Raw genomic sequence first — 23119 nt, 5'->3', positions numbered from 1 at the left:
ATGGCAGTAGATGATACTCAACCGCTTATTACGCACCTTATTGAGCTGCGTAAGCGCCTGTTAAACTGCATTATTGCGGTATTCCTCATATTCCTTTGCCTGGTCTATTTCGCCAACGATATCTATCAGGTGGTCTCTGCGCCGCTGATCAAGCAGATGCCGCTGGGGGCAACGATGATTGCAACAGACGTTGCTTCTCCGTTCTTTACCCCGATTAAGCTGACCTTCTGGGTTTCATTGATTGCCTCTGCTCCGGTCATCCTTTATCAGGTATGGGCGTTTGTTGCGCCGGCACTGTATAAGCACGAACGCAAGCTGGTCATCCCGCTACTGGTATCCAGTTCGCTGCTGTTCTATATCGGCATGGCGTTTGCCTACTTCGTTGTCTTCCCGCTGGCCTTCGGCTTCCTGACGCACACCGCGCCGGAAGGTGTCCAGGTGTCGACGGATATCGCCAGCTACCTCAGCTTTGTGATGGCGCTGTTTATGGCGTTCGGCGTGGCATTTGAAGTGCCGGTGGCCATTGTGCTGCTTTGTTGGGTTGGGGTAACCACCCCTGATGACCTGCGTAAGAAGCGTCCGTATATCCTGGTGGGCGCCTTCGTAGTCGGCATGCTGCTGACGCCGCCGGACGTCTTCTCGCAAACGCTGCTGGCAATACCGATGTACTGCTTGTTTGAGGTTGGCGTCTTCTTCTCGCGTTTTTACGTGGGTAAAGGACGCCGGTCGGACGATGAAGACGACGCGTCCGAAAAGACCACTGAAGAGTAAAACCAGCCGCCCGTCAGGGCGGTTGTTCTATGGGGATTCGCATGTTTGATATCGGACTCAACCTGACCAGTTCGCAGTTTGCGAAAGATCGTGACGAGGTGGTTGCACGGGCTTTTGACGCCGGCGTCAAAGGACTCCTGCTGACCGGGACCAACCTGCATGAGAGTGAGCAGGCGCAGCGGCTGGCGCAACGTTATCAACGCTGCTGGTCAACCGCAGGCGTTCACCCTCATGACAGCAGCCAGTGGACTGAGGAGGGCGCAGAAACACTGCGCGCGCTGGCGAAAACAGCAGAGGTGGTGGCTATTGGCGAGTGCGGGCTCGATTTCAACCGCAACTTCTCGACGCCTGACGAACAGGAAAAGGCATTCACTGCCCAGCTTGCGCTGGCTGCAGAGCTTGAGATGCCCGTCTTTATGCACTGTCGCGATGCGCATGATCGTTTTCTCGCACTGCTCGACCCGTGGCTGGATAAACTGCCGGGCGCAGTGCTGCACTGCTTCACCGGTTCACGGCAGGAAGCGCTGGATTGCCTGAAGCGAGGGCTTTATCTGGGCATTACCGGTTGGGTTTGCGATGAGCGTCGCGGGCTTGAGCTTCGCGAGCTGCTGCCGGCGATCCCGGCAGAACGCTTGCTTCTTGAAACCGATGCGCCATATCTGCTGCCGCGAGATATGAAGCCCAAACCGGCATCGCGGCGAAATGAGCCCGCCTGGCTGGGGCACATTGTTGAGCGCGTAGCGCACTGGCGCGGAGAGGATCCGCACTGGCTTTCCGCGCAGACGGATGACAACGTGCGTCGCCTGTTCGGGATAAACGTTTAGACTTTGCGGAAGTCGGTGTTTTTCACGCTCTGCAGCACCTGCTTGTTCAGCAGATTGAGCAACAGCATTGAGCGTGCTTCACCGTCCGGCTCGGCGAAAATCGCCTGCAGGCCTTCGAATGCGCCTTCCGTAATGACGACGCTATCGCCCGCGTAAGGGGTTTCCGGATCGGTGATCCCTTCAGGCTGTTGATAAACAGACAGCTGATGAATGACGGTCGACGGAACCGTGGCCGGGTGGGCACCAAAACGAACGAAGTGGCTGACGCCGCGCGTTGCGCTGATGGTGGTGGTGTGGATCACCTCAGGGTCGAACTCCACGAACAGATAGTTCGGGAATAGAGGCTCACTGACGGTTGTGCGCTTCCCGCGCTGCATTTTTTCAAGCGTGATCACGGGTGTCAGACAATTTACTGACTGACGTTCAAGATGTTCCTGCGCGCGCTGAAGTTGCCCGCGTTTGCAATACAGTAAATACCAGGCCTGCATAATCACTCTTTCCCTTAGTTCGGGGCGCAAGCATATCAAAACCCTGGAGGGATCGCTAAGTTGATTATAATGGGGGAAATTCGAACACAACGGATAAGTTCACGCGAATTTAACAAAATTACAGCATCGAGAAGGCTTACGCCGTATAATGAAGCGCTTACAGAGAGGCCATGACTAACTGCATGAAATACCACGATCTCCGCGACTTCCTGACGCTGCTGGAACAGCAGGGTGAATTGAAACGCATTACGCTTCCTGTTGATCCTTATCTGGAAATGACAGAAATTGCTGACCGGACTCTGCGTGCCGGTGGCCCCGCATTACTGTTTGAAAATCCCAAAGGTTACTCCATGCCGGTGCTGTGCAACCTGTTCGGCACTCCGCGTCGTGTCGCCCTGGGGATGGGGCAGGAAGACGTTACCGCGCTGCGTGAAGTGGGTAAACTGCTGGCATTTCTGAAAGAGCCAGAGCCGCCGAAAGGCTTCCGCGATCTGTTCGACAAGCTGCCGCAGTTTAAGCAGGTGCTGAACATGCCCACCAAACGACTGCGCGGCGCGCCGTGCCAGCAGAAAGTGCTGGAAGGTGAGGCGGTGGATCTCACCAAAATTCCGATTATGCAGTGCTGGCCTGAAGATGCTGCGCCGCTGATTACCTGGGGCCTCACCGTGACGCGCGGGCCGCATAAAGAGCGGCAAAACCTCGGTATTTATCGCCAGCAGCTGATTGGCAAAAATAAGCTCATCATGCGCTGGCTGTCGCATCGCGGCGGCGCGCTGGATTTCCAGGAGTGGTGTGCTGCGCATCCGGGTGAACGTTTCCCGGTGTCTGTCGCCTTAGGCGCCGATCCGGCCACCATTCTGGGGGCGGTCACGCCCGTCCCGGATACGCTCTCTGAATATGCCTTTGCCGGCCTGCTGCGCGGGACCAAAACCGAGGTCGTGAAGTGTATCTCTAACGATCTCGAAGTACCGGCCAGTGCAGAAATTGTGCTGGAAGGTTACATTGAGCAGGGTGAAATGGCGCCAGAAGGCCCTTACGGCGACCATACCGGCTATTACAACGAAGTGGATAACTTCCCGGTGTTTACCGTCACGCACATTACCCAGCGTGAAGATGCGATTTATCACTCCACCTATACTGGCCGTCCACCGGATGAACCGGCGGTGCTGGGCGTGGCGCTGAACGAAGTATTTGTGCCGATCCTGCAAAAGCAGTTCCCGGAAATCGTTGATTTTTATCTGCCGCCTGAAGGATGCTCGTATCGCATGGCGGTGGTCACGATGAAGAAACAGTACCCAGGTCATGCTAAACGCGTGATGATGGGCGTATGGTCTTTCCTGCGCCAGTTTATGTATACCAAATTTGTTATTGTCTGCGATGATGACGTTAACGCCCGCGACTGGAATGACGTCATCTGGGCAATCACCACGCGAATGGATCCTGCGCGTGATACGGTGTTAGTCGAAAACACGCCGATAGATTATCTGGATTTTGCCTCGCCGGTTTCCGGTCTTGGCTCAAAGATGGGACTGGATGCCACAAATAAATGGCCTGGCGAAACCGACCGTGAATGGGGTCGCCCGATCAAAAAAGATCCTGCCGTGACCGCGCGAATTGACGCGATCTGGGACGAACTGGCCATAATGAATAACGGTAAACCCTGAGCTGACCGTTAAGCCCTATAGACTTCCCGACAGAGAGAGCGAATGACAACCTTAAGCTGTAAAGTGACGTCGGTAGATGCTATTACCGACACCGTATATCGCGTCCGCCTGGTTCCTGAAGCGGCATTCTCATTCCGTGCTGGCCAGTACCTGATGGTCGTGATGGATGAGCGTGATAAGCGTCCTTTCTCTATGGCCTCTACGCCAGCAGAGCAGGAATTTATTGAGCTGCATATTGGTGCGTCTGAGCTTAACCTGTACGCGATGGCCGTGATGGACCGCATCCTGAAAGAGCGTGAGATTGTGGTCGATATTCCTCACGGCGAGGCATGGTTACGTGATGACGAAGACCGTCCACTGATCCTGATCGCTGGTGGTACAGGCTTCTCATATGTGCGCTCTATTCTGTTGACCGCACTGGCGCGTAACCCGGAACGTGATATCACCATCTACTGGGGCGGCCGCGAAGAGAAGCACCTGTATGACCTGTCTGAACTGGAAGCGCTGAGCATCAACCATCCAAATCTACGCATCGAGCCAGTGGTCGAGCAGCCTGAAGAGGGCTGGCGTGGACGTAGTGGAACGGTGCTGACGGCGGTACTGCAGGATCACGGTACGCTGGCGGGACATGATATCTACATTGCAGGCCGTTTCGAGATGGCGAAAATTGCCCGCGATCTGTTCTGTAACGAACGTGACGCGCGTGAAGACCGTCTGTTCGGTGATGCGTTTGCGTTTATCTAAATAAAAAACCCGCCCCTGACAGGCGGGAAGAACGGCAACTAAACTGTCTCTCTTCGCCAATGACGCCATAACTGCGTTGGCTGCGCTCGTTCTGACGCCATTGGCTTTGAGATACTTTTCCTGATTTACACTCTTTCAAACACCGTCGCGATACCCTGACCCAAACCAATACACATCGTTGCCAGACCAAACTGGGCATCTTTGCGTTCCATCAGGTTGATAAGCGTGGTGCTGATACGCGCCCCGGAGCAGCCCAGCGGGTGACCGAGAGCGATCGCGCCACCGTTGAGGTTGATCTTCTCGTCGATCTGCTCCATCAGCCCCAGATCTTTAATGCACGGCAGGATCTGCGCGGCGAACGCTTCGTTCATCTCGAACAGATCGATATCGCTGGCGGTTAACCCCGCTTTTTTCAGCGCCAGCTTCGAGGCCGGAACCGGTCCGTAACCCATGATGGAAGGATCGCAGCCCACCACCGCCATCGAACGTACCCGAGCACGAGGGGTTAAGCCCAGCTCGCGGGCGCGACTTTCGCCCATTACCAGCATCGCGGCGGCGCCGTCGGACAGCGCTGACGAAGTACCCGCCGTTACCGTACCGGTGACCGGATCAAACGCAGGGCGCAGCGTGGAAAGCGCTTCTACGGTGGTTTCCGGGCGGATGACTTCGTCGTAGCTGAACTGCTTCAGTACGCCGTCCGCGTCGTGGCCGCCGGTCGGGATGATCTCATTTTTAAAGGCGCCGGACTGCGTCGCCGCCCATGCGCGAGCGTGAGAGCGCGCGGCAAAGGCATCCTGCATTTCACGGCTGATGCCGTGCAGACGAGAGAGCATCTCGGCGGTCAAACCCATCATCCCCGCGGCTTTCGCCACGTTACGGCTCATGCCTGGGTGGAAATCGACTCCATGGCTCATCGGTACGTGACCCATGTGCTCAACGCCGCCGACCAGGCAGGCCTGGGCATCACCGGTCATGATCATGCGCGCCGCGTCGTGCAGCGCCTGCATGGACGAACCGCACAGACGGTTGACGGTGACCGCCGGAACAGAGTGTGGGATCTCCGCCAGCAGCGACGCGTTACGGGCGATGTTGAAACCTTGCTCCAGGGTCTGCTGTACGCAGCCCCAGTAGATATCATCCAGCGCTGCCGGGTCCAGTGCCGGGTTACGCGCCAGCAGGCTACGCATCAGGTGCGCGGAGAGGTCTTCCGCACGCACGTTACGGAACGCGCCGCCTTTTGAACGGCCCATCGGGGTGCGAATCGCATCAACAATGACAACCTTTTCCATTGTGACTCCTTAAGCCGTTTTCAGCTCGCCAACCGGACGGGCTGGCTCAACTGCTGGATAGTAGGGTTCGTTATGGCGCGCTTTGTTACGCAGCCCTTCCGGCACCTCATAAAGCGGGCCGAGGTGCTGGTACTGCTGGGCCATATCGAGATAGCGGGCGCTGCCGAGCGTGTCCAGCCAGCGGAACGCGCCGCCGTGGAACGGAGGGAAGCCGAGGCCGTATACCAGCGCCATGTCGGCTTCTGCCGGGCTGGCGATAATGCCTTCTTCAAGGCAACGCACCACTTCGTTGATCATTGGAATCATCATCCGGGCGATGATCTCATCGTCCGTGAAGTCGCGCTTCGGCTGGCTAACGTCGGCCAGCAGGCCATCGACCACGGCATCTTCTTCTTTCTTCGGTTTACCTTTGCTGTCTTCTTTATAGCGCCAGAAGCCCAGGCCGTTTTTCTGGCCGAAGCGGTTGGCGTCGAACAGCGCGTCAATGGCGTCGCGATAATCTTTCTGCATGCGCTGCGGGAAGCCTGCCGCCATCACCGCCTGGGCGTGGTGGGCGGTATCAATGCCCACCACGTCCAGCAGATATGCCGGGCCCATTGGCCAGCCGAACTGTTTTTCCATTATTTTGTCGATTTTGCGGAAGTCCGCGCCGTCGCGCAGCAATTGGCTAAAACCGGCGAAGTACGGGAACAGCACGCGGTTAACAAAGAAGCCCGGGCAGTCGTTAACGACGATCGGTGTTTTACCCATCTTGCTTGCCCACGCCACCACTTTAGCAATGGTTTCGTCAGAGGTTTTTTCCCCACGGATCACTTCGACCAGCGGCATACGGTGTACCGGGTTGAAGAAGTGCATCCCGCAGAAGTTTTCCGGACGCTTCAGCACGCTCGCCAGCTCGCTGATTGGAATGGTGGAGGTGTTAGAGGCCAGTACGGTCTCAGGACGGACCTTGTCTTCCGTTTCCGCCAGCACCGCTTTTTTGACTTTCGGGTTCTCGACGACGGCTTCGACCACCACGTCGACACGGTCGAAACCGCTGTATTCCAGTACAGGCTGAATGGTGGAGATCACGCCTGCAAGCTTCAGCCCGTCAATTTTTCCGCGTTCCAGCTGCTTATTCAGCAGCTTGGCCGCTTCGGTCATGCCCAGCGTCAGAGATTTCTCGTTGATGTCTTTCATCACTACCGGTACGCCTTTCCAGGCCGACTGGTAAGCGATGCCGCCGCCCATAATACCGGCGCCGAGCACTGCCGCATGTTTTGGCGTCTCAACGTTTTTGGTCAGCTGTTTAGCTTTGCCCTTCACGAACTGATCGTTGAGGAAGATGCCAACCAGCGCGCGGGCTTCATTGGTGTGCGCCAGCGGAACAAAGCTTTGATTTTCGAGCTTCAGGGCTTCATCGCGGCCAAATCGGGCAGCCGCTTCAATGGTTTTCACCGCCGTAATTGGCGCCGGGTAGTGTTTACCCGCCGTCTGCATCACCATGCCTTTGGCCATGGTGAAGCTCATGGTGGCTTCAATCTTGCTGAGCTTTAACGGCTCCAGCTTCGGCTGACGCTTGGCCTTCCAGTCGAGATCGCCGTTAATCGCCTGACGCAGTATGGCAAGTGCGCCTTCAACCAGCTTCTCTGGCTTCACGACGCCGTCGACCAGGCCGATTTTCTGCGCCTGTTCCGCGCCTACGTCTTTACCAGCGGCAATGATTTCCAGGGCGCTGTCTGCACCCAGCATGCGCGGCATGCGCACGGATCCGCCAAAGCCCGGCATAATGCCCAGCTTGGTTTCCGGCAGGCCGATGCGCAGGTCCGGCGTCGCCAGACGGTAGTCGGTCGCCAGCACGCACTCGCACCCGCCGCCCAGCGCGTAGCCGTTCACGGCAGAGATCGTTGGAACAGGCAGATCTTCGAGGCGATTAAAGACGCTGTTGGCAAAGTGTAGCCACTGGCTCAGCTGTTCTTCCGGAACCTGGAACAGCGAAAGGAATTCGGTGATATCGGCACCGACAATAAAGGCCGCTTTGTTAGAGCGCAGCAGCAGCCCTTTTAATTCAGATTGCTTTTCAAGCACTTCCAGCGCCTGGCCAAGACTGGCCACCGTCGCGGTATCAAGCTTATTCACTGAGCCGGGGGCATCGAACACCAGTTCGGCAATGCCGTCTTCCAGCCAGTTGAGGTACAGGGTGTCGCCTTTGTAAAGCATGTCAGTCTCCTGAATCCAGCAAGTGGATCTGGTCATACCAGATGAGACGGAGTGTGGAATTTATGTTAATAAAATGCAAATTACTCATTAAGAAAATGCTGCATTGATCACGGTCGGTGGAAATCACGCAGCCGGAGTGAGGTGTGCTAAGATGCGATGACTTGAGGTCAAAAAAACGAAAGGAAGAATGATGGACTCACTGGCTTCGCTTTATAAAAATCATATCGTTACCCTACAGGAACGTACCCGCGATGTACTGGCCCGCTTCAAGCTGGATGCCCTGCTGATCCACTCCGGCGAGCTGATGAATACTTTTCTTGATGATCACGCCTACCCGTTTAAGGTCAACCCGCAGTTTAAAGCCTGGGTGCCGGTGACTCAGGTTCCAAATTGCTGGCTGCTGGTGGATGGCGTGAACAAGCCGAAACTGTGGTTCTACCTGCCGGTCGATTACTGGCACAACGTTGAACCATTGCCGACCTCTTTCTGGACGGAAGAAATTGAGGTTATTGCTCTGCCGAAAGCGGACGGTATTGGCAGCCAGCTGCCAGCGGCGCGCGGCAACATCGGCTACATCGGCCCCGTACCTGAACGTGCGCTCGGTCTGGATATTCCGGCAGATAAACTCAACCCGAAAGGCGTGCTGGATTACCTTCATTACTATCGCGCGTATAAGACCGACTACGAACTTTACTGCATGCGTGAAGCGCAAAAAACGGCGGTGAATGGCCACCGTGCCGCGCACGAGGCGTTCCAGTCAGGCATGAGCGAGTTCGACATTAACCAGGCCTACCTGACCGCAACCGGTCACCGCGACACCGACGTGCCGTACAGCAACATCGTCGCGCTGAACGAGCATGCGTCTGTTCTCCACTACACCAAACTGGATCACCAGGTTCCGTCTGAGATGCGCAGCTTCCTGCTGGATGCAGGCGCAGAGTACAACGGCTATGCGGCCGACCTGACCCGTACCTGGGCGGCGAATGCGGACACCGATTTCGCGCAGCTGATTAAAGACGTGAATGATGAGCAGCTGGCGCTGATTGGCACCATGAAAGCCGGTACCAGCTACGTGGATTACCACATCCAGTTCCATCAGCGCATCGCCAAACTGCTGCGTAAGCATCAGATTGTGAAAGACATGAGCGAAGAGGCGATGGTCGAGAACGATCTGACCGGGCCATTTATGCCGCACGGTATCGGCCACCCGCTGGGCCTGCAGGTTCACGACGTTGCGGGCTTTATGCAGGATGATACCGGCACGCACCTGGCGGCACCGTCTAAATATCCTTACCTGCGCTGCACCCGTATTCTTGAGCCGCGTATGGTACTGACGATTGAACCAGGGATCTACTTTATCGAATCCCTGCTGGCGCCGTGGCGTGAAGGTCAGTTCAGCAAACACTTCAACTGGGAAAAAATCGACGCGCTGAAGCCGTTTGGCGGCATTCGTATCGAAGATAACGTGGTGGTTCACGAAAACGGTATCGAGAATATGACGCGAGACCTGAAGCTGGCCTGATGGAAAGCTGGCTGATACCGGCTGAACCGGTCACCTTTGTCGAGGAAATCAAGAAAAGCCGCTTTATTACGCTGCTGGCGCATACCGATGGCGTAGAGGCGGCAAAGGCGTTTGTCGAGTCCGTCCGGGCCGAGCATCCCGACGCACGTCACCACTGCGTGGCGTGGGTGGCAGGGCCGCCTGATGATTCACAACAACTGGGGTTTTCCGACGATGGTGAACCGGCGGGCACGGCCGGTAAACCCATGCTTTCACAGCTGATGGGCAGCGGCGTGGGTGAAATTACCGCCGTGGTGGTGCGCTACTACGGCGGCATTCTGTTAGGTACGGGCGGGCTGGTTAAAGCGTATGGTGGCGGAGTTCAGCAGGCACTGAATATCCTGACGACCATCCGCAAAACGCCGCTCACCGAATATACTTTGTTGTGCGATTACGCTCAGCTATCGGGCATTGAAACGCTGCTCAAACAATTTAACGGCGTGATTGCGCACAGTGATTACCAGGCAATGGTGCAATTACGCGTGGCGCTTCCTCAGGCGGAACTGGCTGCTTTTTCAGCAAAACTGGCTGATTTCAGTCGCGGTTCGTTGCAATTGCTGCCGATTGAAGAATAATCCCCACCTCACTTTTTTGAATACCAAAGGAAACGGCAGAGATGCATTTTCGTGCCATAACCCGAATCGTTGGACTGCTGGTCATACTCTTTTCGGGGACGATGATTCTCCCTGGACTGGTGGCGCTTATCTACCGGGACGGCGCGGGGCGGGCATTTACCCAGACCTTCTTTGTCGCGCTGGCGATCGGCTCGCTGCTGTGGTGGCCGAACCGTCGTCAGAAAGGTGAACTGAAATCTCGCGAAGGATTTCTGATTGTGGTCCTGTTCTGGACGGTGCTGGGAAGTGTCGGTTCGCTGCCCTTTATCTTCTCTGAACAGCCTAATCTCAGCATCACGGACGCCTTTTTTGAATCCTTCTCCGGATTAACGACCACCGGGGCGACGACGCTGGTGGGGCTGGATTCGTTACCGCACGCTATTCTCTTTTATCGCCAGATGCTGCAGTGGTTCGGGGGGATGGGGATCATCGTCCTGGCGGTGGCTATTCTCCCGATTCTGGGCGTCGGGGGGATGCAGCTGTACAGGGCTGAAATGCCGGGACCGCTGAAAGACAACAAGATGCGCCCGCGTATTGCCGAGACGGCGAAAACCCTGTGGCTGATTTATGTTCTGTTGACGGTAGCCTGCGCGCTGGCGCTCTGGTTTGCCGGGATGCCTGCTTTCGATGCTATCGGACACAGCTTTGCGACAATTGCTATCGGCGGGTTCTCCACCCACGACGCCAGCGTGGGCTACTTCGACAGTCCAACGATAAACACCATCATTGCCATTTTCCTGCTTATCTCCGGTTGTAACTACGGTCTGCACTTCTCGTTACTCAGCGGGCGTAGCCTGAAGGTGTACTCGCGCGATCCTGAGTTCCGCATGTTCATTGGCGTCCAGCTTACACTGGTCGTCATCTGCACCCTGGTGCTGTGGTTCCATGATGTTTACAACTCTGCGCTAACCACGCTTAATCAGGCGTTCTTCCAGGTGGTGTCGATGGCGACGACCGCTGGGTTTACTACGGACAGCATCGCGCGCTGGCCGCTGTTCCTGCCGGTACTGCTGCTGTGCTCTGCCTTTATCGGCGGCTGCGCCGGATCGACGGGCGGTGGCCTGAAGGTGATTCGTATTCTGCTGCTGTTCAAGCAGGGGAACCGTGAACTGAAGCGTCTGGTTCACCCGAATGCGGTCTACAGCATCAAGCTGGGTAACCGCGCGCTGCCGGAACGTATCCTCGAGGCGGTGTGGGGGTTCTTCTCGGCGTATGCGCTGGTCTTTATCGTCAGCATGCTGGCGATCATCGCGACGGGGGTGGATGATTTTTCCGCCTTTGCGTCCGTCGTCGCAACATTGAACAACCTCGGGCCTGGCCTGGGGGTTGTGGCGGATAACTTTGCCAGTATGAACCCGGTCGCGAAATGGATCCTCATTGCCAATATGCTGTTTGGTCGTCTTGAGGTCTTTACCCTGCTGGTGCTGTTCACCCCAACATTCTGGCGCGAATAAGGAGCCGTTGATGAAAACACTGATTCTTTTCTCTACGCGAGACGGGCAAACGCGTGAGATTGCCGCGTATCTGGCGTCGGAATTAAAAGAGCTGGGCATTTACTCGGATGTGGTGAACCTGAATCGCGCGGAGCAGATTGCCTGGCAGGAGTACGATCGCGTGGTGATTGGCGCCTCCATTCGTTACGGGCATTTCCATCCGGCGCTGGATCGCTTCGTGAAAAAGCACACGGCGGTACTCAACAAATTGCCGGGCGCGTTTTACTCGGTCAATCTGGTTGCCCGTAAAGCCGAGAAGCGTACGCCGCAGACCAACAGCTACACGCGCAAGTTTTTGCTCAGCTCGCCGTGGCAGCCAGACCTGTGTGCCGTTTTTGCCGGCGCGCTGCGCTACCCTCGCTACCGCTGGTATGACCGCTTTATGATCCGCCTGATTATGAAGATGACCGGGGGCGAAACCGATACGCGTAAAGAAGTGGTTTATACCGACTGGTCTCAGGTGGCCGGTTTTGCACGGGAAATTGCGCATTTAGCGGGCGATTCGCGACTTAAATAAGCGTTAAGTTTGAAAAGTGAGCGAACGAAAAGTTTTTTGTATTTTGTGCTTGTCACTTAAGAATAACTCCCTATAATGCGCCTCCACTGACACGGAACAACGGCACACACGCCGCCAGGTCAGCAGAGAAAAGCAAAACAAACGCTTGACTCTGAAGCGGGAAAGCGTAATATGCACACCCCGCGCCGCAGCGAAAACGAAGCGGCACTGCTCTTTAACAATTTATCAGACAATCTGTGTGGGCACTCAAAGTGACATGGATTCTTAACGTCGCAAGGCGAAAAATGAATACCAAGTCTCTGAGTGAACATACGTAATTCATTACGAAGTTTAATTCACGAGCATCAAACTTAAATTGAAGAGTTTGATCATGGCTCAGATTGAACGCTGGCGGCAGGCCTAACACATGCAAGTCGAACGGTAGCACAGAGAGCTTGCTCTCGGGTGACGAGTGGCGGACGGGTGAGTAATGTCTGGGAAACTGCCTGATGGAGGGGGATAACTACTGGAAACGGTAGCTAATACCGCATAACGTCGCAAGACCAAAGAGGGGGACCTTCGGGCCTCTTGCCATCAGATGTGCCCAGATGGGATTAGCTAGTAGGTGGGGTAACGGCTCACCTAGGCGACGATCCCTAGCTGGTCTGAGAGGATGACCAGCCACACTGGAACTGAGACACGGTCCAGACTCCTACGGGAGGCAGCAGTGGGGAATATTGCACAATGGGCGCAAGCCTGATGCAGCCATGCCGCGTGTATGAAGAAGGCCTTCGGGTTGTAAAGTACTTTCAGCGGGGAGGAAGGCGATAAGGTTAATAACCTTGTCGATTGACGTTACCCGCAGAAGAAGCACCGGCTAACTCCGTGCCAGCAGCCGCGGTAATACGGAGGGTGCAAGCGTTAATCGGAATTACTGGGCGTAAAGCGCACGCAGGCGGTCTGTCAAGTCGGATGTGAAATCCCCGGGCTCAACCTGGGAACTGCATTCGAAACTGGCAGGCTAGAGTCTTGTAGAGGGGGGTAGAATTCCAGGTGTAGCGGTGAAATGCGTAGAGATCTGGAGGAATACCGGTGGCGAAGGCGGCCCCCTGGACAAAGACTGACGCTCAGGTGCGAAAGCGTGGGGAGCAAACAGGATTAGATACCCTGGTAGTCCACGCCGTAAACGATGTCGACTTGGAGGTTGTGCCCTTGAGGCGTGGCTTCCGGAGCTAACGCGTTAAGTCGACCGCCTGGGGAGTACGGCCGCAAGGTTAAAACTCAAATGAATTGACGGGGGCCCGCACAAGCGGTGGAGCATGTGGTTTAATTCGATGCAACGCGAAGAACCTTACCTACTCTTGACATCCAGAGAACTTTCCAGAGATGGATTGGTGCCTTCGGGAACTCTGAGACAGGTGCTGCATGGCTGTCGTCAGCTCGTGTTGTGAAATGTTGGGTTAAGTCCCGCAACGAGCGCAACCCTTATCCTTTGTTGCCAGCGGTCCGGCCGGGAACTCAAAGGAGACTGCCAGTGATAAACTGGAGGAAGGTGGGGATGACGTCAAGTCATCATGGCCCTTACGAGTAGGGCTACACACGTGCTACAATGGCGCATACAAAGAGAAGCGACCTCGCGAGAGCAAGCGGACCTCATAAAGTGCGTCGTAGTCCGGATTGGAGTCTGCAACTCGACTCCATGAAGTCGGAATCGCTAGTAATCGTGGATCAGAATGCCACGGTGAATACGTTCCCGGGCCTTGTACACACCGCCCGTCACACCATGGGAGTGGGTTGCAAAAGAAGTAGGTAGCTTAACCTTCGGGAGGGCGCTTACCACTTTGTGATTCATGACTGGGGTGAAGTCGTAACAAGGTAACCGTAGGGGAACCTGCGGTTGGATCACCTCCTTACCTTAAAGAACCTGCCTTTGCAGTGCTCACACAGATTGTCTGATGAATGATGAACTTCTGAATGTACTTTTGAGTGCATTAAGAAGTTTTGCTCTTTAAAAATCTGGATCAAGCTGAAAATTGAAACGACACACATGTTATGTGTGTTCGAGTCTCTCAAATTTTCGCAATCAGAAGTGAAACATCTTCGGGTTGTGAGGTTAAGCGACTAAGCGTACACGGTGGATGCCCTGGCAGTCAGAGGCGATGAAGGACGTGCTAATCTGCGAAAAGCGCCGGCGAGGTGATATGAACCTTTGACCCGGCGATGTCCGAATGGGGAAACCCAGTGCAATTCGTTGCACTATCGTTAACTGAATACATAGGTTAACGAGGCGAACCGGGGGAACTGAAACATCTAAGTACCCCGAGGAAAAGAAATCAACCGAGATTCCCCCAGTAGCGGCGAGCGAACGGGGAGCAGCCCGGAGTCTGAATCAGCTTGTGTGTTAGTGGAAGCGTCTGGAAAGTCGCACGGTACAGGGTGACAGTCCCGTACACGAAAATGCACAGGCTGTGAACTCGAAGAGTAGGGCGGGACACGTGGTATCCTGTCTGAATATGGGGGGACCATCCTCCAAGGCTAAATACTCCTGACTGACCGATAGTGAACCAGTACCGTGAGGGAAAGGCGAAAAGAACCCCGGCGAGGGGAGTGAAAAAGAACCTGAAACCGTGTACGTACAAGCAGTGGGAGCACCTTCGTGGTGTGACTGCGTACCTTTTGTATAATGGGTCAGCGACTTATATTCTGTAGCAAGGTTAACCGTATAGGGGAGCCGAAGGGAAACCGAGTCTTAACTGGGCGTTAAGTTGCAGGGTATAGACCCGAAACCCGGTGATCTAGCCATGGGCAGGTTGAAGGTTGGGTAACACTAACTGGAGGACCGAACCGACTAATGTTGAAAAATTAGCGGATGACCTGTGGCTGGGGGTGAAAGGCCAATCAAACCGGGAGATAGCTGGTTCTCCCCGAAAGCTATTTAGGTAGCGCCTCGTGAACTCATCTTCGGGGGTAGAGCACTGTTTCGGCTAGGGGGCCATCCCGGCTTACCAACCCGATGCAAACTACGAATACCGAAGAATGTTATCACGGGAGACACACGGCGGGTGCTAACGTCCGTCGTGAAGAGGGAAACAACCCAGACCGCCAGCTAAGGTCCCAAAGTCATGGTTAAGTGGGAAACGATGTGGGAAGGCACAGACAGCCAGGATGTTGGCTTAGAAGCAGCCATCATTTAAAGAAAGCGTAATAGCTCACTGGTCGAGTCGGCCTGCGCGGAAGATGTAACGGGGCTAAACCATGCACCGAAGCTGCGGCAGCGACGCTTATGCGTTGTTGGGTAGGGGAGCGTTCTGTAAGCCGTTGAAGGTGGCCTGTGAGGGCTGCTGGAGGTATCAGAAGTGCGAATGCTGACATAAGTAACGATAAAGCGGGTGAAAAGCCCGCTCGCCGGAAGACCAAGGGTTCCTGTCCAACGTTAATCGGGGCAGGGTGAGTCGACCCCTAAGGCGAGGCCGAAAGGCGTAGTCGATGGGAAACAGGTTAATATTCCTGTACTTGGTGTTACTGCGAAGGGGGGACGGAGAAGGCTATGTCAGCCGGGCGACGGTTGTCCCGGTTTAAGCGTGTAGGTGTGTGTTCCAGGCAAATCCGGTTCACTTTAACACTGAGGCGTGATGACGAGGCACTACGGTGCTGAAGTGATAAATGCCCTGCTTCCAGGAAAAGCCTCTAAGCATCAGGTAACACGAAATCGTACCCCAAACCGACACAGGTGGTCAGGTAGAGAATACCAAGGCGCTTGAGAGAACTCGGGTGAAGGAACTAGGCAAAATGGTGCCGTAACTTCGGGAGAAGGCACGCTGATATGTAGGTGAAGCCCCTGCGGGCGGAGCTGAAATCAGTCGAAGATACCAGCTGGCTGCAACTGTTTATTAAAAACACAGCACTGTGCAAACACGAAAGTGGACGTATACGGTGTGACGCCTGCCCGGTGCCGGAAGGTTAATTGATGGGGTTAGCGGCAACGCGAAGCTCTTGATCGAAGCCCCGGTAAACGGCGGCCGTAACTATAACGGTCCTAAGGTAGCGAAATTCCTTGTCGGGTAAGTTCCGACCTGCACGAATGGCGTAATGATGGCCAGGCTGTCTCCACCCGAGACTCAGTGAAATTGAACTCGCTGTGAAGATGCAGTGTACCCGCGGCAAGACGGAAAGACCCCGTGAACCTTTACTATAGCTTGACACTGAACACTGGTCCTTGATGTGTAGGATAGGTGGGAGGCTTTGAAGCGTGGACGCCAGTCTGCGTGGAGCCGTCCTTGAAATACCACCCTTTAATGGCTGGTGTTCTAACGTGGACCCGTAATCCGGGTTGCGGACAGTGTCTGGTGGGTAGTTTGACTGGGGCGGTCTCCTCCCAAAGAGTAACGGAGGAGCACGAAGGTTAGCTAATCCTGGTCGGACATCAGGAGGTTAGTGCAATGGCATAAGCTAGCTTGACTGCGAGAGTGACGGCTCGAGCAGGTGCGAAAGCAGGTCATAGTGATCCGGTGGTTCTGAATGGAAGGGCCATCGCTCAACGGATAAAAGGTACTCCGGGGATAACAGGCTGATACCGCCCAAGAGTTCATATCGACGGCGGTGTTTGGCACCTCGATGTCGGCTCATCACATCCTGGGGCTGAAGTAGGTCCCAAGGGTATGGCTGTTCGCCATTTAAAGTGGTACGCGAGCTGGGTTTAGAACGTCGTGAGACAGTTCGGTCCCTATCTGCCGTGGGCGCTGGAGAATTGAGGGGGGCTGCTCCTAGTACGAGAGGACCGGAGTGGACGCATCACTGGTGTTCGGGTTGTCATGCCAATGGCACTGCCCGGTAGCTAAATGCGGAAGAGATAAGTGCTGAAAGCATCTAAGCACGAAACTTGCCCCGAGATGAGTTCTCCCTGACTCCTTGAGAGTCCTGAAGGAACGTTGAAGACGACGACGTTGATAGGTCGGGTGTGTAAGCGCAGCGATGCGTTGAGCTAACCGATACTAATGAACCGTGAGGCTTAACCTTACAACGCCGAAGGTGTTTTGGCGGAAGAGACAGAAGATTTTCAGCCTGATACAGATTAACAGAATTTGCCTGGCGGCTTTAGCGCGGTGGTCCCACCTGACCCCATGCCGAACTCAGAAGTGAAACGCCGTAGCGCCGATGGTAGTGTGGGGTCTCCCCATGTGAGAGTAGGGAACTGCCAGGCATCAATTAAGTAAAAAGGCCATCCGCAAGGATGGCCTTTTTGCGTTTCTGCGCTGCACAAACTAATCCCCCAACGCTCTGCTTATACGGTAAACTACCTGCGTTTTTGCATCAGGATAGCGTCTATGAACCACTCCCTTAAGCCCTGGAATACCTTTGGCATTCAACGTAATGCTAATCAAATTGTACGTGCCGATACAGCACAGCAGTTGCTGGATGCATGGCAAAGCGCAACAGAAAATAACGAACCCGTACTGATTCTGGGCGAAGGAAGCAATGTCCTGTTTCTCGACGATTTCGCGGGCACGGTAATTGTTAACCGCATCATGGGTATTGGTGTGGAAGAGCGCACTGATAGCTGGCATCTGCACGTGGGTGCCGGAGAAAACTGGCATCACCTGGTGCAATTTACCCTCGAAAAAGGGATGCCGGGTCTGGAAAACCTGGCGCTTATACCAGGCTGTGCCGGATCGTCACCCATTCAAAACATCGGCGCCTACGGCATCGAACTGAAACATGTCTGTGAGTATGTCGACTGCATCGAACTGGCGACCGGAACGGCTAAGCGCTTAACGGCAGAGCAGTGCCGTTTCGGCTACCGTGACAGTATCTTCAAGCATGAATATCAGGATCGCTACGTGATTATCGCCGTGGGCCTGTGCCTGTCGAAAAACTGGCAGCCCGTACTCACCTACGGTGATTTAACGCGGCTCGATCCGGCTACCGTCACCCCCCACGACGTATTTGACTCGGTTTGCCATATGCGGATGACTAAACTTCCCGATCCGAAAGTAAACGGAAATGCTGGAAGCTTCTTCAAAAACCCGGTTATCAGCAGCGAAAATGCAAAAGCCTTCCTTGAAGGATGGCCCACTGCGCCACATTATCCTCAGACCGATGGCAGCGTGAAGCTGGCTGCAGGCTGGCTGATCGATCAATGCCAGTTAAAAGGCGCTTCAGTAGGTGGCGCTGCCGTTCACCAGCAGCAGGCTCTGGTACTGATTAATCAATGCGATGCGACCAGCGATGATGTTGTGCAGCTGGCTCATTATGTTCGTCAGCGTGTGGGCGAAAAGTTTAACGTCTGGCTGGAGCCAGAAGTCCGCTTCATTGGTCGCACAGGTGAAGTGAATGCCGTGGAGACCATTGCGTGAAGGACAATACCATTCCGTTAACCCTGATTAGCATCCTTGCAGACGGGGAGTTCCACTCTGGCGAGCAACTGGGCGAGCAGCTTGGCATGAGCCGTGCCGGCATTAACAAGCATATTCAGACCCTCCGCGACTGGGGTGTTGATGTGTTCACGGTACCCGGAAAAGGCTACAGCCTGCCGGAGCCAATTCAATTGCTGAATGAAGACGTCATCCGCAGCCAGCTTGGACACGGCAATGTTGCGGTGCTGCCGGTGATTGATTCGACGAACCAGTACCTTATGGATCGGCTGAGCGAACTCTCATCCGGCGATGCCTGTGTTGCCGAGTATCAGCAGGCCGGTCGTGGCCGTCGCGGTCGCAAATGGTTCTCGCCATTTGGCGCTAATCTCTATCTGTCCATGTACTGGCGTCTGGAGCAGGGGCCTGCCGCAGCCATTGGCCTGAGTCTGGTCATTGGTATTGTCATGGCGGAAGTACTGCACGATCTGGGTGCCGATCGGGTCCGTGTTAAATGGCCAAACGATCTGTACCTCAACGATCGTAAACTTGCCGGGATCCTGGTCGAACTGACGGGCAAGACCGGTGATGCGGCGCAAATTGTCATTGGTGCGGGCCTCAATATGGTGATGCGTACTGTCCAGAATGACGTGGTGAATCAGGCCTGGACCAACCTCCAGGAGGCGGGGATCGTCATCGATCGTAACACCCTTGCCGTGCGCATGATTAAAGAGCTACGTAGCTCACTCACGCTTTTTGAACAGGAAGGTCTGGCACCGTTCCTGTCTCGTTGGGAAAAGCTGGATAACTTTATTAACCGCCCGGTGAAACTGCTGATTGGTGATAAAGAAATCTATGGGGTTTCCCGCGGTATTGACGCACAGGGCGCGCTGCTTCTGGAGCAGGATGGCGCGATCAAGCCCTGGGTGGGTGGTGAAATTTCCCTGCGAAGCGCCGAATAATCGGATGGAGTTAACGATGGGACAGTCTTCCGGAGAGCCCAAAATCACCTCTAAAGACGACGACTGTTCGGCAAGCCTGAAAAAGCTGGCGCAATAATAGCGCTCTGACTATCCCCTCTCCCCTGTGGGGAGAGGGTTAGGGTGAGGGGTAAATCAGTTACTGCGGATACGGTACCCAATCCCCGCCGTTCAGACGAACGTACGGCTTGTTCTGATACTGAATCACCACCGCGTTGGCATTCTCGGAGACTTCTGCCGTTTGCGGCAGGTTACTGGTGAGCTGATCCCAGTTCACGCTATCTTCCACAAACAGCTTACCGTCAACGGCGCGGGCCACCAGTTCTGAGATCGCCAGATAGCTGGTTGGCTGAGCGATCTCAATCGGTGCACCCTGGTGCGGTGCCTTCATGCCAAAGAATTTAATGCCTGCTGGCACGTTGGTGATGGACGGGCTTGGGATATCACGGAGACCTGACACCTGCATTCTGTCGCCCTTCAGCGCGCCACCGTGCTCAGGTACCACTACCACCATTACTTTACGGCCGGATTTTTCCAGCTCCGTGAAGAACGCGTCCAGCTCGTCAAAAAATTTCTGCGCACGCACTTTATAATCCGCCGTTTTGCTCACGCCCGGGAAGTGGTTACCGTCATGAAGCGGCAGGGTGTTATAGAACGTCGCACTGCGCGGATTACTGTCCTTTTCGATGGTTTGCAGCCAGCGCTGCAGCACGGCGGTATCGTCATAAACCGGCGAACCGTCGAAGCCCAGCAGCGTAACGGGAAGACCGGTTTGATCCATCAGCGGCGCCTGCATGCCACCCTGTTCACGCACCTCTTTCAGGAAGTTACCGAACTGGCCGTTATGCCCCAGCATCAGGTGCTGCGTAAAGCCCAGCTTCGCGAGGTTATCGAACAGATAACACTGGTTACCGGCGGGTTGATAGAGGTTTTTATGCGAAGTCTGACCGCAGCTTGCGCGCAGCAGGCGTATAGCCGCCGGGCCGCTGTACGAGGTGGCAGAGTTAAAATCTTTAAACTGGATGTCAAAGTGTGACCACAGCGGGTGAGACATCAAACCGGCGGCATCCACATCGGCCCAGGAGAGGGAACAGATGTTAATCACCAGCAGCTCAAATGGCTGAGCATCTGCCGGCAGCGCGTCGGGGAATTTCGTCTGTCGCTTGTCTTCTGCGGTATAGAAGCTGGAAAGCCACGCATTGAGATTGGTGGAGGTTGGCGGTGCGGTCTGCGTTGGAATATCGCCCACCACCGGCGTATCGCCTGCCGTTGTAACGGTAGCCGCTGCGCTTCCTCCCGTCGTGGTCACCGTTGTCGTCGGCTGGCCGGCAGGCCACAGGGAAAAGCTTGGCCCCGCCAGCGTCAGCACGTTAAGCCAGATCATAATGGCGACGACAAACACCGTGACGCGGATCCACTGAGACAGGAACAGCCAGGCAACCAGCAGGACAAAGACGGCGCCAATCATCTGCCAGTTAATGAAACGTTCAACCAGGTCAAGCATATAGTCTGCACTGAATCCCGCGACCTGCGATCCCTGGCTCATTATGCTTTCCGGTCCGGGAAGCCAGGTATCGTGCCAGAACAGCGCAAAGCCGACGGGGATGGCAACCCAGTGACGTAAACGATGCAGCCTGATGTTCGGCAGAGGCATCAGCAGGAAGGCCATAAACACCAGGTTAAGCAGGGGATGGAAATTCAGATAGCCTGCCCACAGCAGACCAAACTTCACCAGAAAGTAGAAGTTCCAGCCGGAAAGGCCGCGCCAGTATTGCCAGAGCGGCGAGGGTGACGAAGCGGTATAGGTAGAATTAGTCATGTTTACGGTCTGCCTTGACGTGTGATGCCCGTGTCAGTGTTCCGGCTGGTTTTACATAGCGAGGTTTTATAAACATCACTCTGGCCGTATCACGGATACGGCGTATGGAATGGCGCGCATAGTAGCCAAGCGGGAAAAAGATCAGCGCACAGAATACGACCAGTTGAATGATATCGCTGATATTCATGATGGTGCGTTCTCCCCATTCTCAGTTAATAAGCGAAGGGGTTCCGGAACCCGACGCCAGACATGTCCGTCATGTCTGGCATTAAGGATCGGTTTTACATCGCTGGTGATTGCGAGCGGTTTAACCCATTGTTCAGGCTGAAGTGCGCGCATCTGCACCAGCTCCGCGCTAATAGCATTATCTTCGAACCAAATCATACGGTTCGAGAAGATGTCCCCGGTAGGCAGGGGGAAGATGTGGTTAAGCGCGGTATCAAGATCGTTTACCCGGCAAAAAGACAGAAACAGCACCAGGCGATTATCGCCAATGGTCATAATGTCCCCTGTACGGTTCGGGCGGCATAAGGTGAGCGCCTGCTCAACGCGAATACCCGGTACCGGGCGCAGGGCAACCATGACCCCTTTACCGTCCGCGGGGAGTAACGTGTTGCTCATCATGTTGCCGACGGCATCGCAGAACGTATCCCATTTCTGGTAGCCGCGCAGCTTCATCGGCTGGGTCATGGAGAGCAGCGTGGAGATGTCTTCCGGTACATGGCGGCTGAACTGCTGGCCCTGAACGCTTTCAATGAGCGTCAGGCAGCGTGACAGTGGTGCATTCCATGGAATAACCATATTTGCCCCACAGCCCAGAAGCAGACGCTCATCAGTTGCGCGCAGGCTGGTATTATTTTCGCGCACCACAATTTTTAACGCGCTGCCGCGCTGGCGGCGCAGGGTGTGAATTTGTCTCGCCAGCGTCTCAATCTGGTTATTCTGCATCAACGAGAAAATAAGGGTGGCTGCCTGGGTGGTACGGGCTTCATGAAAAAGCGCTTCGTTAGACTCAAACAGCGACCAGTTTTCCGAAAGCGCGGGCGCACCTTCTAAAACTGCAATATGGCTCAGGATGCGTTTTTCGTCACTGCGCGGCTGCACCACGGTTTCTTCCTGCTGTGCCAGGTGCCATTTCCCCTCAACAGGTTTAAGGGTCAGCTGTTGCCTGGCGCTCACGCCCTTTTCATTGCACCAGAAGGCAATATCGTAGAGATAGCTTCCTGCCTGGTCACGAAGACTTGCCAGTCCGAACAGGGAGCGATATTCACCCATTAAAAGTGAGAATAGCTTGTCATTATTACTGCCGGGGTTGACGACCAATAGCGTGCAATTTTGAAATTTTGCCCATTTATTGATTTTTTCCAGCCACGACAGCAGTTTTTCGGCAGGAATATTTTGCAGTGTGTTGTTTGCGCATTTAAGAATCACTAAATAGTGATCCGGATCAATAGAGCACTGAACGTCGCGGGGCAAAAAGTATAGACTATCCGCTTCCGCTGACATGGAAAATAAACGTACTTTTTGAGGTCCGCAGTCACTTTCCAGCGTGATAATTTTCTTCGGCTCTTCGCCCATGCTAATGACGGCCACGCGGGAATCCTTACCCTGAGCGGCAATTGTCTGGTTTACCAGGCTGATAGCATCTTCATTACGATCCGTATTAATCCACCAGACTCCACCGACTGGCATGTGGCTCAATTCGTCCCATAATGACTGGATGCCAATAGAAAATATGGAGTCCACGATGTCCCTCTTTTCGTCTAATTTGTCTGTATCTCAGTTTACTAGCGAAAGCGTAGAAATAAACCTAACATTGAAATTAAA

The 23119-nt window shown here is 54.8% G+C and carries 16 protein-coding genes and 3 rRNA genes; 13 read left to right on the top strand and 6 right to left on the bottom strand.

All coding sequences use genetic code 11. From position 1 onward, the window contains the following. Both tatC and tatD read left to right on the top strand, forming a co-directional pair. A complete protein-coding gene (gene tatC / locus V1603_RS01955; RefSeq protein WP_116343717.1) occupies positions 1 to 771 on the top strand; it encodes a Sec-independent protein translocase subunit TatC in 771 nt (256 codons plus the stop codon). Between the two features lie 41 nt (positions 772 to 812). After that, complete coding sequence (gene tatD, locus V1603_RS01950; protein WP_395313439.1) at positions 813 to 1595, top strand: 3'-5' ssDNA/RNA exonuclease TatD; 783 nt, start codon at positions 813 to 815, stop codon at positions 1593 to 1595. Here the strand turns inward: tatD and rfaH are convergent. Beyond that, entirely contained in the window at positions 1592 to 2083 is a 492-nt protein-coding gene (gene rfaH / locus V1603_RS01945; protein WP_020882871.1) for a transcription/translation regulatory transformer protein RfaH, read from the bottom strand. The two genes, tatD and rfaH, sit on opposite strands and share 4 nt — an antisense overlap. A gap of 170 nt (positions 2084 to 2253) precedes the next feature. Between rfaH and ubiD the strand changes: the two genes are divergently transcribed. Together ubiD and fre are read left to right on the top strand one after the other, a co-directional pair. Then, positions 2254 to 3747, top strand: a complete 1494-nt coding sequence (gene ubiD / locus V1603_RS01940) for a 4-hydroxy-3-polyprenylbenzoate decarboxylase (RefSeq protein ID WP_162874999.1) — start codon at positions 2254 to 2256, stop codon at positions 3745 to 3747. A 42-nt stretch (positions 3748 to 3789) separates the two neighbouring features. Beyond that, complete coding sequence (gene fre / locus V1603_RS01935) at positions 3790 to 4491, top strand: NAD(P)H-flavin reductase (protein WP_116343720.1); 702 nt, start codon at positions 3790 to 3792, stop codon at positions 4489 to 4491. A 125-nt stretch (positions 4492 to 4616) separates the two neighbouring features. Here fre and fadA read toward each other — a convergent pair whose 3' ends face one another. Then, positions 4617 to 5780, bottom strand: coding sequence for an acetyl-CoA C-acyltransferase FadA (fadA, locus tag V1603_RS01930; RefSeq protein ID WP_333022545.1), 1164 nt, complete (start codon positions 5778 to 5780; stop codon positions 4617 to 4619). Between the two features lie 9 nt (positions 5781 to 5789). Next, the gene (fadB, locus tag V1603_RS01925; RefSeq protein WP_395313438.1) at positions 5790 to 7979 is read right to left on the bottom strand and encodes a fatty acid oxidation complex subunit alpha FadB; all 2190 of its coding nucleotides are present in this window, start codon (positions 7977 to 7979) and stop codon (positions 5790 to 5792) included. A 190-nt stretch (positions 7980 to 8169) separates the two neighbouring features. Between fadB and pepQ the strand changes: the two genes are divergently transcribed. From pepQ to birA, 9 genes are all read left to right on the top strand, one after another. Next, a complete protein-coding gene (gene pepQ / locus V1603_RS01920; protein ID WP_116343724.1) occupies positions 8170 to 9501 on the top strand; it encodes a Xaa-Pro dipeptidase in 1332 nt (443 codons plus the stop codon). Then, entirely contained in the window at positions 9501 to 10115 is a 615-nt protein-coding gene (locus tag V1603_RS01915) for an IMPACT family protein (protein WP_063155602.1), read from the top strand. The genes pepQ and V1603_RS01915 overlap by 1 nt, the downstream gene beginning before the upstream one ends. Before the next feature lie 41 nt (positions 10116 to 10156). Then, positions 10157 to 11608: a Trk system potassium transporter TrkH gene (gene trkH, locus V1603_RS01910; protein WP_116343725.1), complete on the top strand. Its 1452-nt coding sequence runs from the start codon at positions 10157 to 10159 to the stop codon at positions 11606 to 11608. 10 nt (positions 11609 to 11618) lie between these two features. Beyond that, positions 11619 to 12164 (top strand): menaquinone-dependent protoporphyrinogen IX dehydrogenase, encoded by a 546-nt coding sequence (gene hemG / locus V1603_RS01905; protein WP_192984991.1) that lies wholly within the window; start codon positions 11619 to 11621, stop codon positions 12162 to 12164. A 352-nt stretch (positions 12165 to 12516) separates the two neighbouring features. Continuing rightward, a 16S ribosomal RNA gene (locus V1603_RS01900) occupies positions 12517 to 14056 on the top strand. Between the two features lie 198 nt (positions 14057 to 14254). Next, a 23S ribosomal RNA gene (locus tag V1603_RS01895) occupies positions 14255 to 17159 on the top strand. 68 nt (positions 17160 to 17227) lie between these two features. Further along, positions 17228 to 17343: ribosomal RNA gene (gene rrf / locus V1603_RS01890) — 5S ribosomal RNA — on the top strand. Together the 16S, 23S and 5S rRNA genes form the textbook arrangement of a ribosomal RNA operon. A gap of 124 nt (positions 17344 to 17467) precedes the next feature. Continuing rightward, entirely contained in the window at positions 17468 to 18496 is a 1029-nt protein-coding gene (gene murB, locus V1603_RS01885; protein ID WP_395313437.1) for a UDP-N-acetylmuramate dehydrogenase, read from the top strand. Continuing rightward, entirely contained in the window at positions 18493 to 19455 is a 963-nt protein-coding gene (birA, locus tag V1603_RS01880) for a bifunctional biotin--[acetyl-CoA-carboxylase] ligase/biotin operon repressor BirA (protein WP_116342876.1), read from the top strand. Before murB ends, birA begins: the two co-directional genes overlap by 4 nt. A 157-nt stretch (positions 19456 to 19612) precedes the next feature. On the opposite strand, the gene bcsG is transcribed toward birA, so the two are convergent. Genes bcsG through bcsE form a run of 3 tightly spaced genes read right to left on the bottom strand, consistent with a single transcriptional unit; the run spans position 19613 to position 23038 of the window. Continuing rightward, positions 19613 to 21292: a cellulose biosynthesis protein BcsG gene (gene bcsG, locus V1603_RS01875; protein WP_163331109.1), complete on the bottom strand. Its 1680-nt coding sequence runs from the start codon at positions 21290 to 21292 to the stop codon at positions 19613 to 19615. Then, the gene (gene bcsF, locus V1603_RS01870; RefSeq protein ID WP_014885605.1) at positions 21285 to 21479 is read right to left on the bottom strand and encodes a cellulose biosynthesis protein BcsF; all 195 of its coding nucleotides are present in this window, start codon (positions 21477 to 21479) and stop codon (positions 21285 to 21287) included. Before bcsF ends, bcsG begins: the two co-directional genes overlap by 8 nt. Next, positions 21476 to 23038: a cellulose biosynthesis c-di-GMP-binding protein BcsE gene (bcsE, locus tag V1603_RS01865; RefSeq protein ID WP_116342872.1), complete on the bottom strand. Its 1563-nt coding sequence runs from the start codon at positions 23036 to 23038 to the stop codon at positions 21476 to 21478. Before bcsE ends, bcsF begins: the two co-directional genes overlap by 4 nt. Between the last annotated feature and the right edge of the window lie 81 nt (positions 23039 to 23119).

Source organism: Enterobacter sp. ECC-219 (genome assembly GCF_043966805.1).
GTDB classification, from domain to species: Bacteria; Pseudomonadota; Gammaproteobacteria; order Enterobacterales; family Enterobacteriaceae; genus Enterobacter; species Enterobacter cloacae_N.
This window is presented reverse-complemented; position numbering and strand designations above follow the sequence as displayed.

Bases quoted from the DNA above. Each gene is read 5' to 3' on its own strand.
- ubiD (WP_162874999.1), top strand. From the start codon at position 2,254: ATGACTAACTGCATGAAATACCACGATCTCCGCGACTTCCTGACGCTG.
- rfaH (WP_020882871.1), bottom strand. From the start codon at position 2,083: ATGCAGGCCTGGTATTTACTGTATTGCAAACGCGGGCAACTTCAGCGC.
- murB (WP_395313437.1), top strand. From the start codon at position 17,468: ATGAACCACTCCCTTAAGCCCTGGAATACCTTTGGCATTCAACGTAAT.
- fre (WP_116343720.1), top strand. From the start codon at position 3,790: ATGACAACCTTAAGCTGTAAAGTGACGTCGGTAGATGCTATTACCGAC.
- pepQ (WP_116343724.1), top strand. From the start codon at position 8,170: ATGGACTCACTGGCTTCGCTTTATAAAAATCATATCGTTACCCTACAG.
- bcsG (WP_163331109.1), bottom strand. From the start codon at position 21,292: ATGACTAATTCTACCTATACCGCTTCGTCACCCTCGCCGCTCTGGCAA.
- tatD (WP_395313439.1), top strand. From the start codon at position 813: ATGTTTGATATCGGACTCAACCTGACCAGTTCGCAGTTTGCGAAAGAT.
- bcsF (WP_014885605.1), bottom strand. From the start codon at position 21,479: ATGAATATCAGCGATATCATTCAACTGGTCGTATTCTGTGCGCTGATC.
- fadB (WP_395313438.1), bottom strand. From the start codon at position 7,979: ATGCTTTACAAAGGCGACACCCTGTACCTCAACTGGCTGGAAGACGGC.
- tatC (WP_116343717.1), top strand. From the start codon at position 1: ATGGCAGTAGATGATACTCAACCGCTTATTACGCACCTTATTGAGCTG.
- V1603_RS01915 (WP_063155602.1), top strand. From the start codon at position 9,501: ATGGAAAGCTGGCTGATACCGGCTGAACCGGTCACCTTTGTCGAGGAA.
- hemG (WP_192984991.1), top strand. From the start codon at position 11,619: ATGAAAACACTGATTCTTTTCTCTACGCGAGACGGGCAAACGCGTGAG.
- trkH (WP_116343725.1), top strand. From the start codon at position 10,157: ATGCATTTTCGTGCCATAACCCGAATCGTTGGACTGCTGGTCATACTC.
- fadA (WP_333022545.1), bottom strand. From the start codon at position 5,780: ATGGAAAAGGTTGTCATTGTTGATGCGATTCGCACCCCGATGGGCCGT.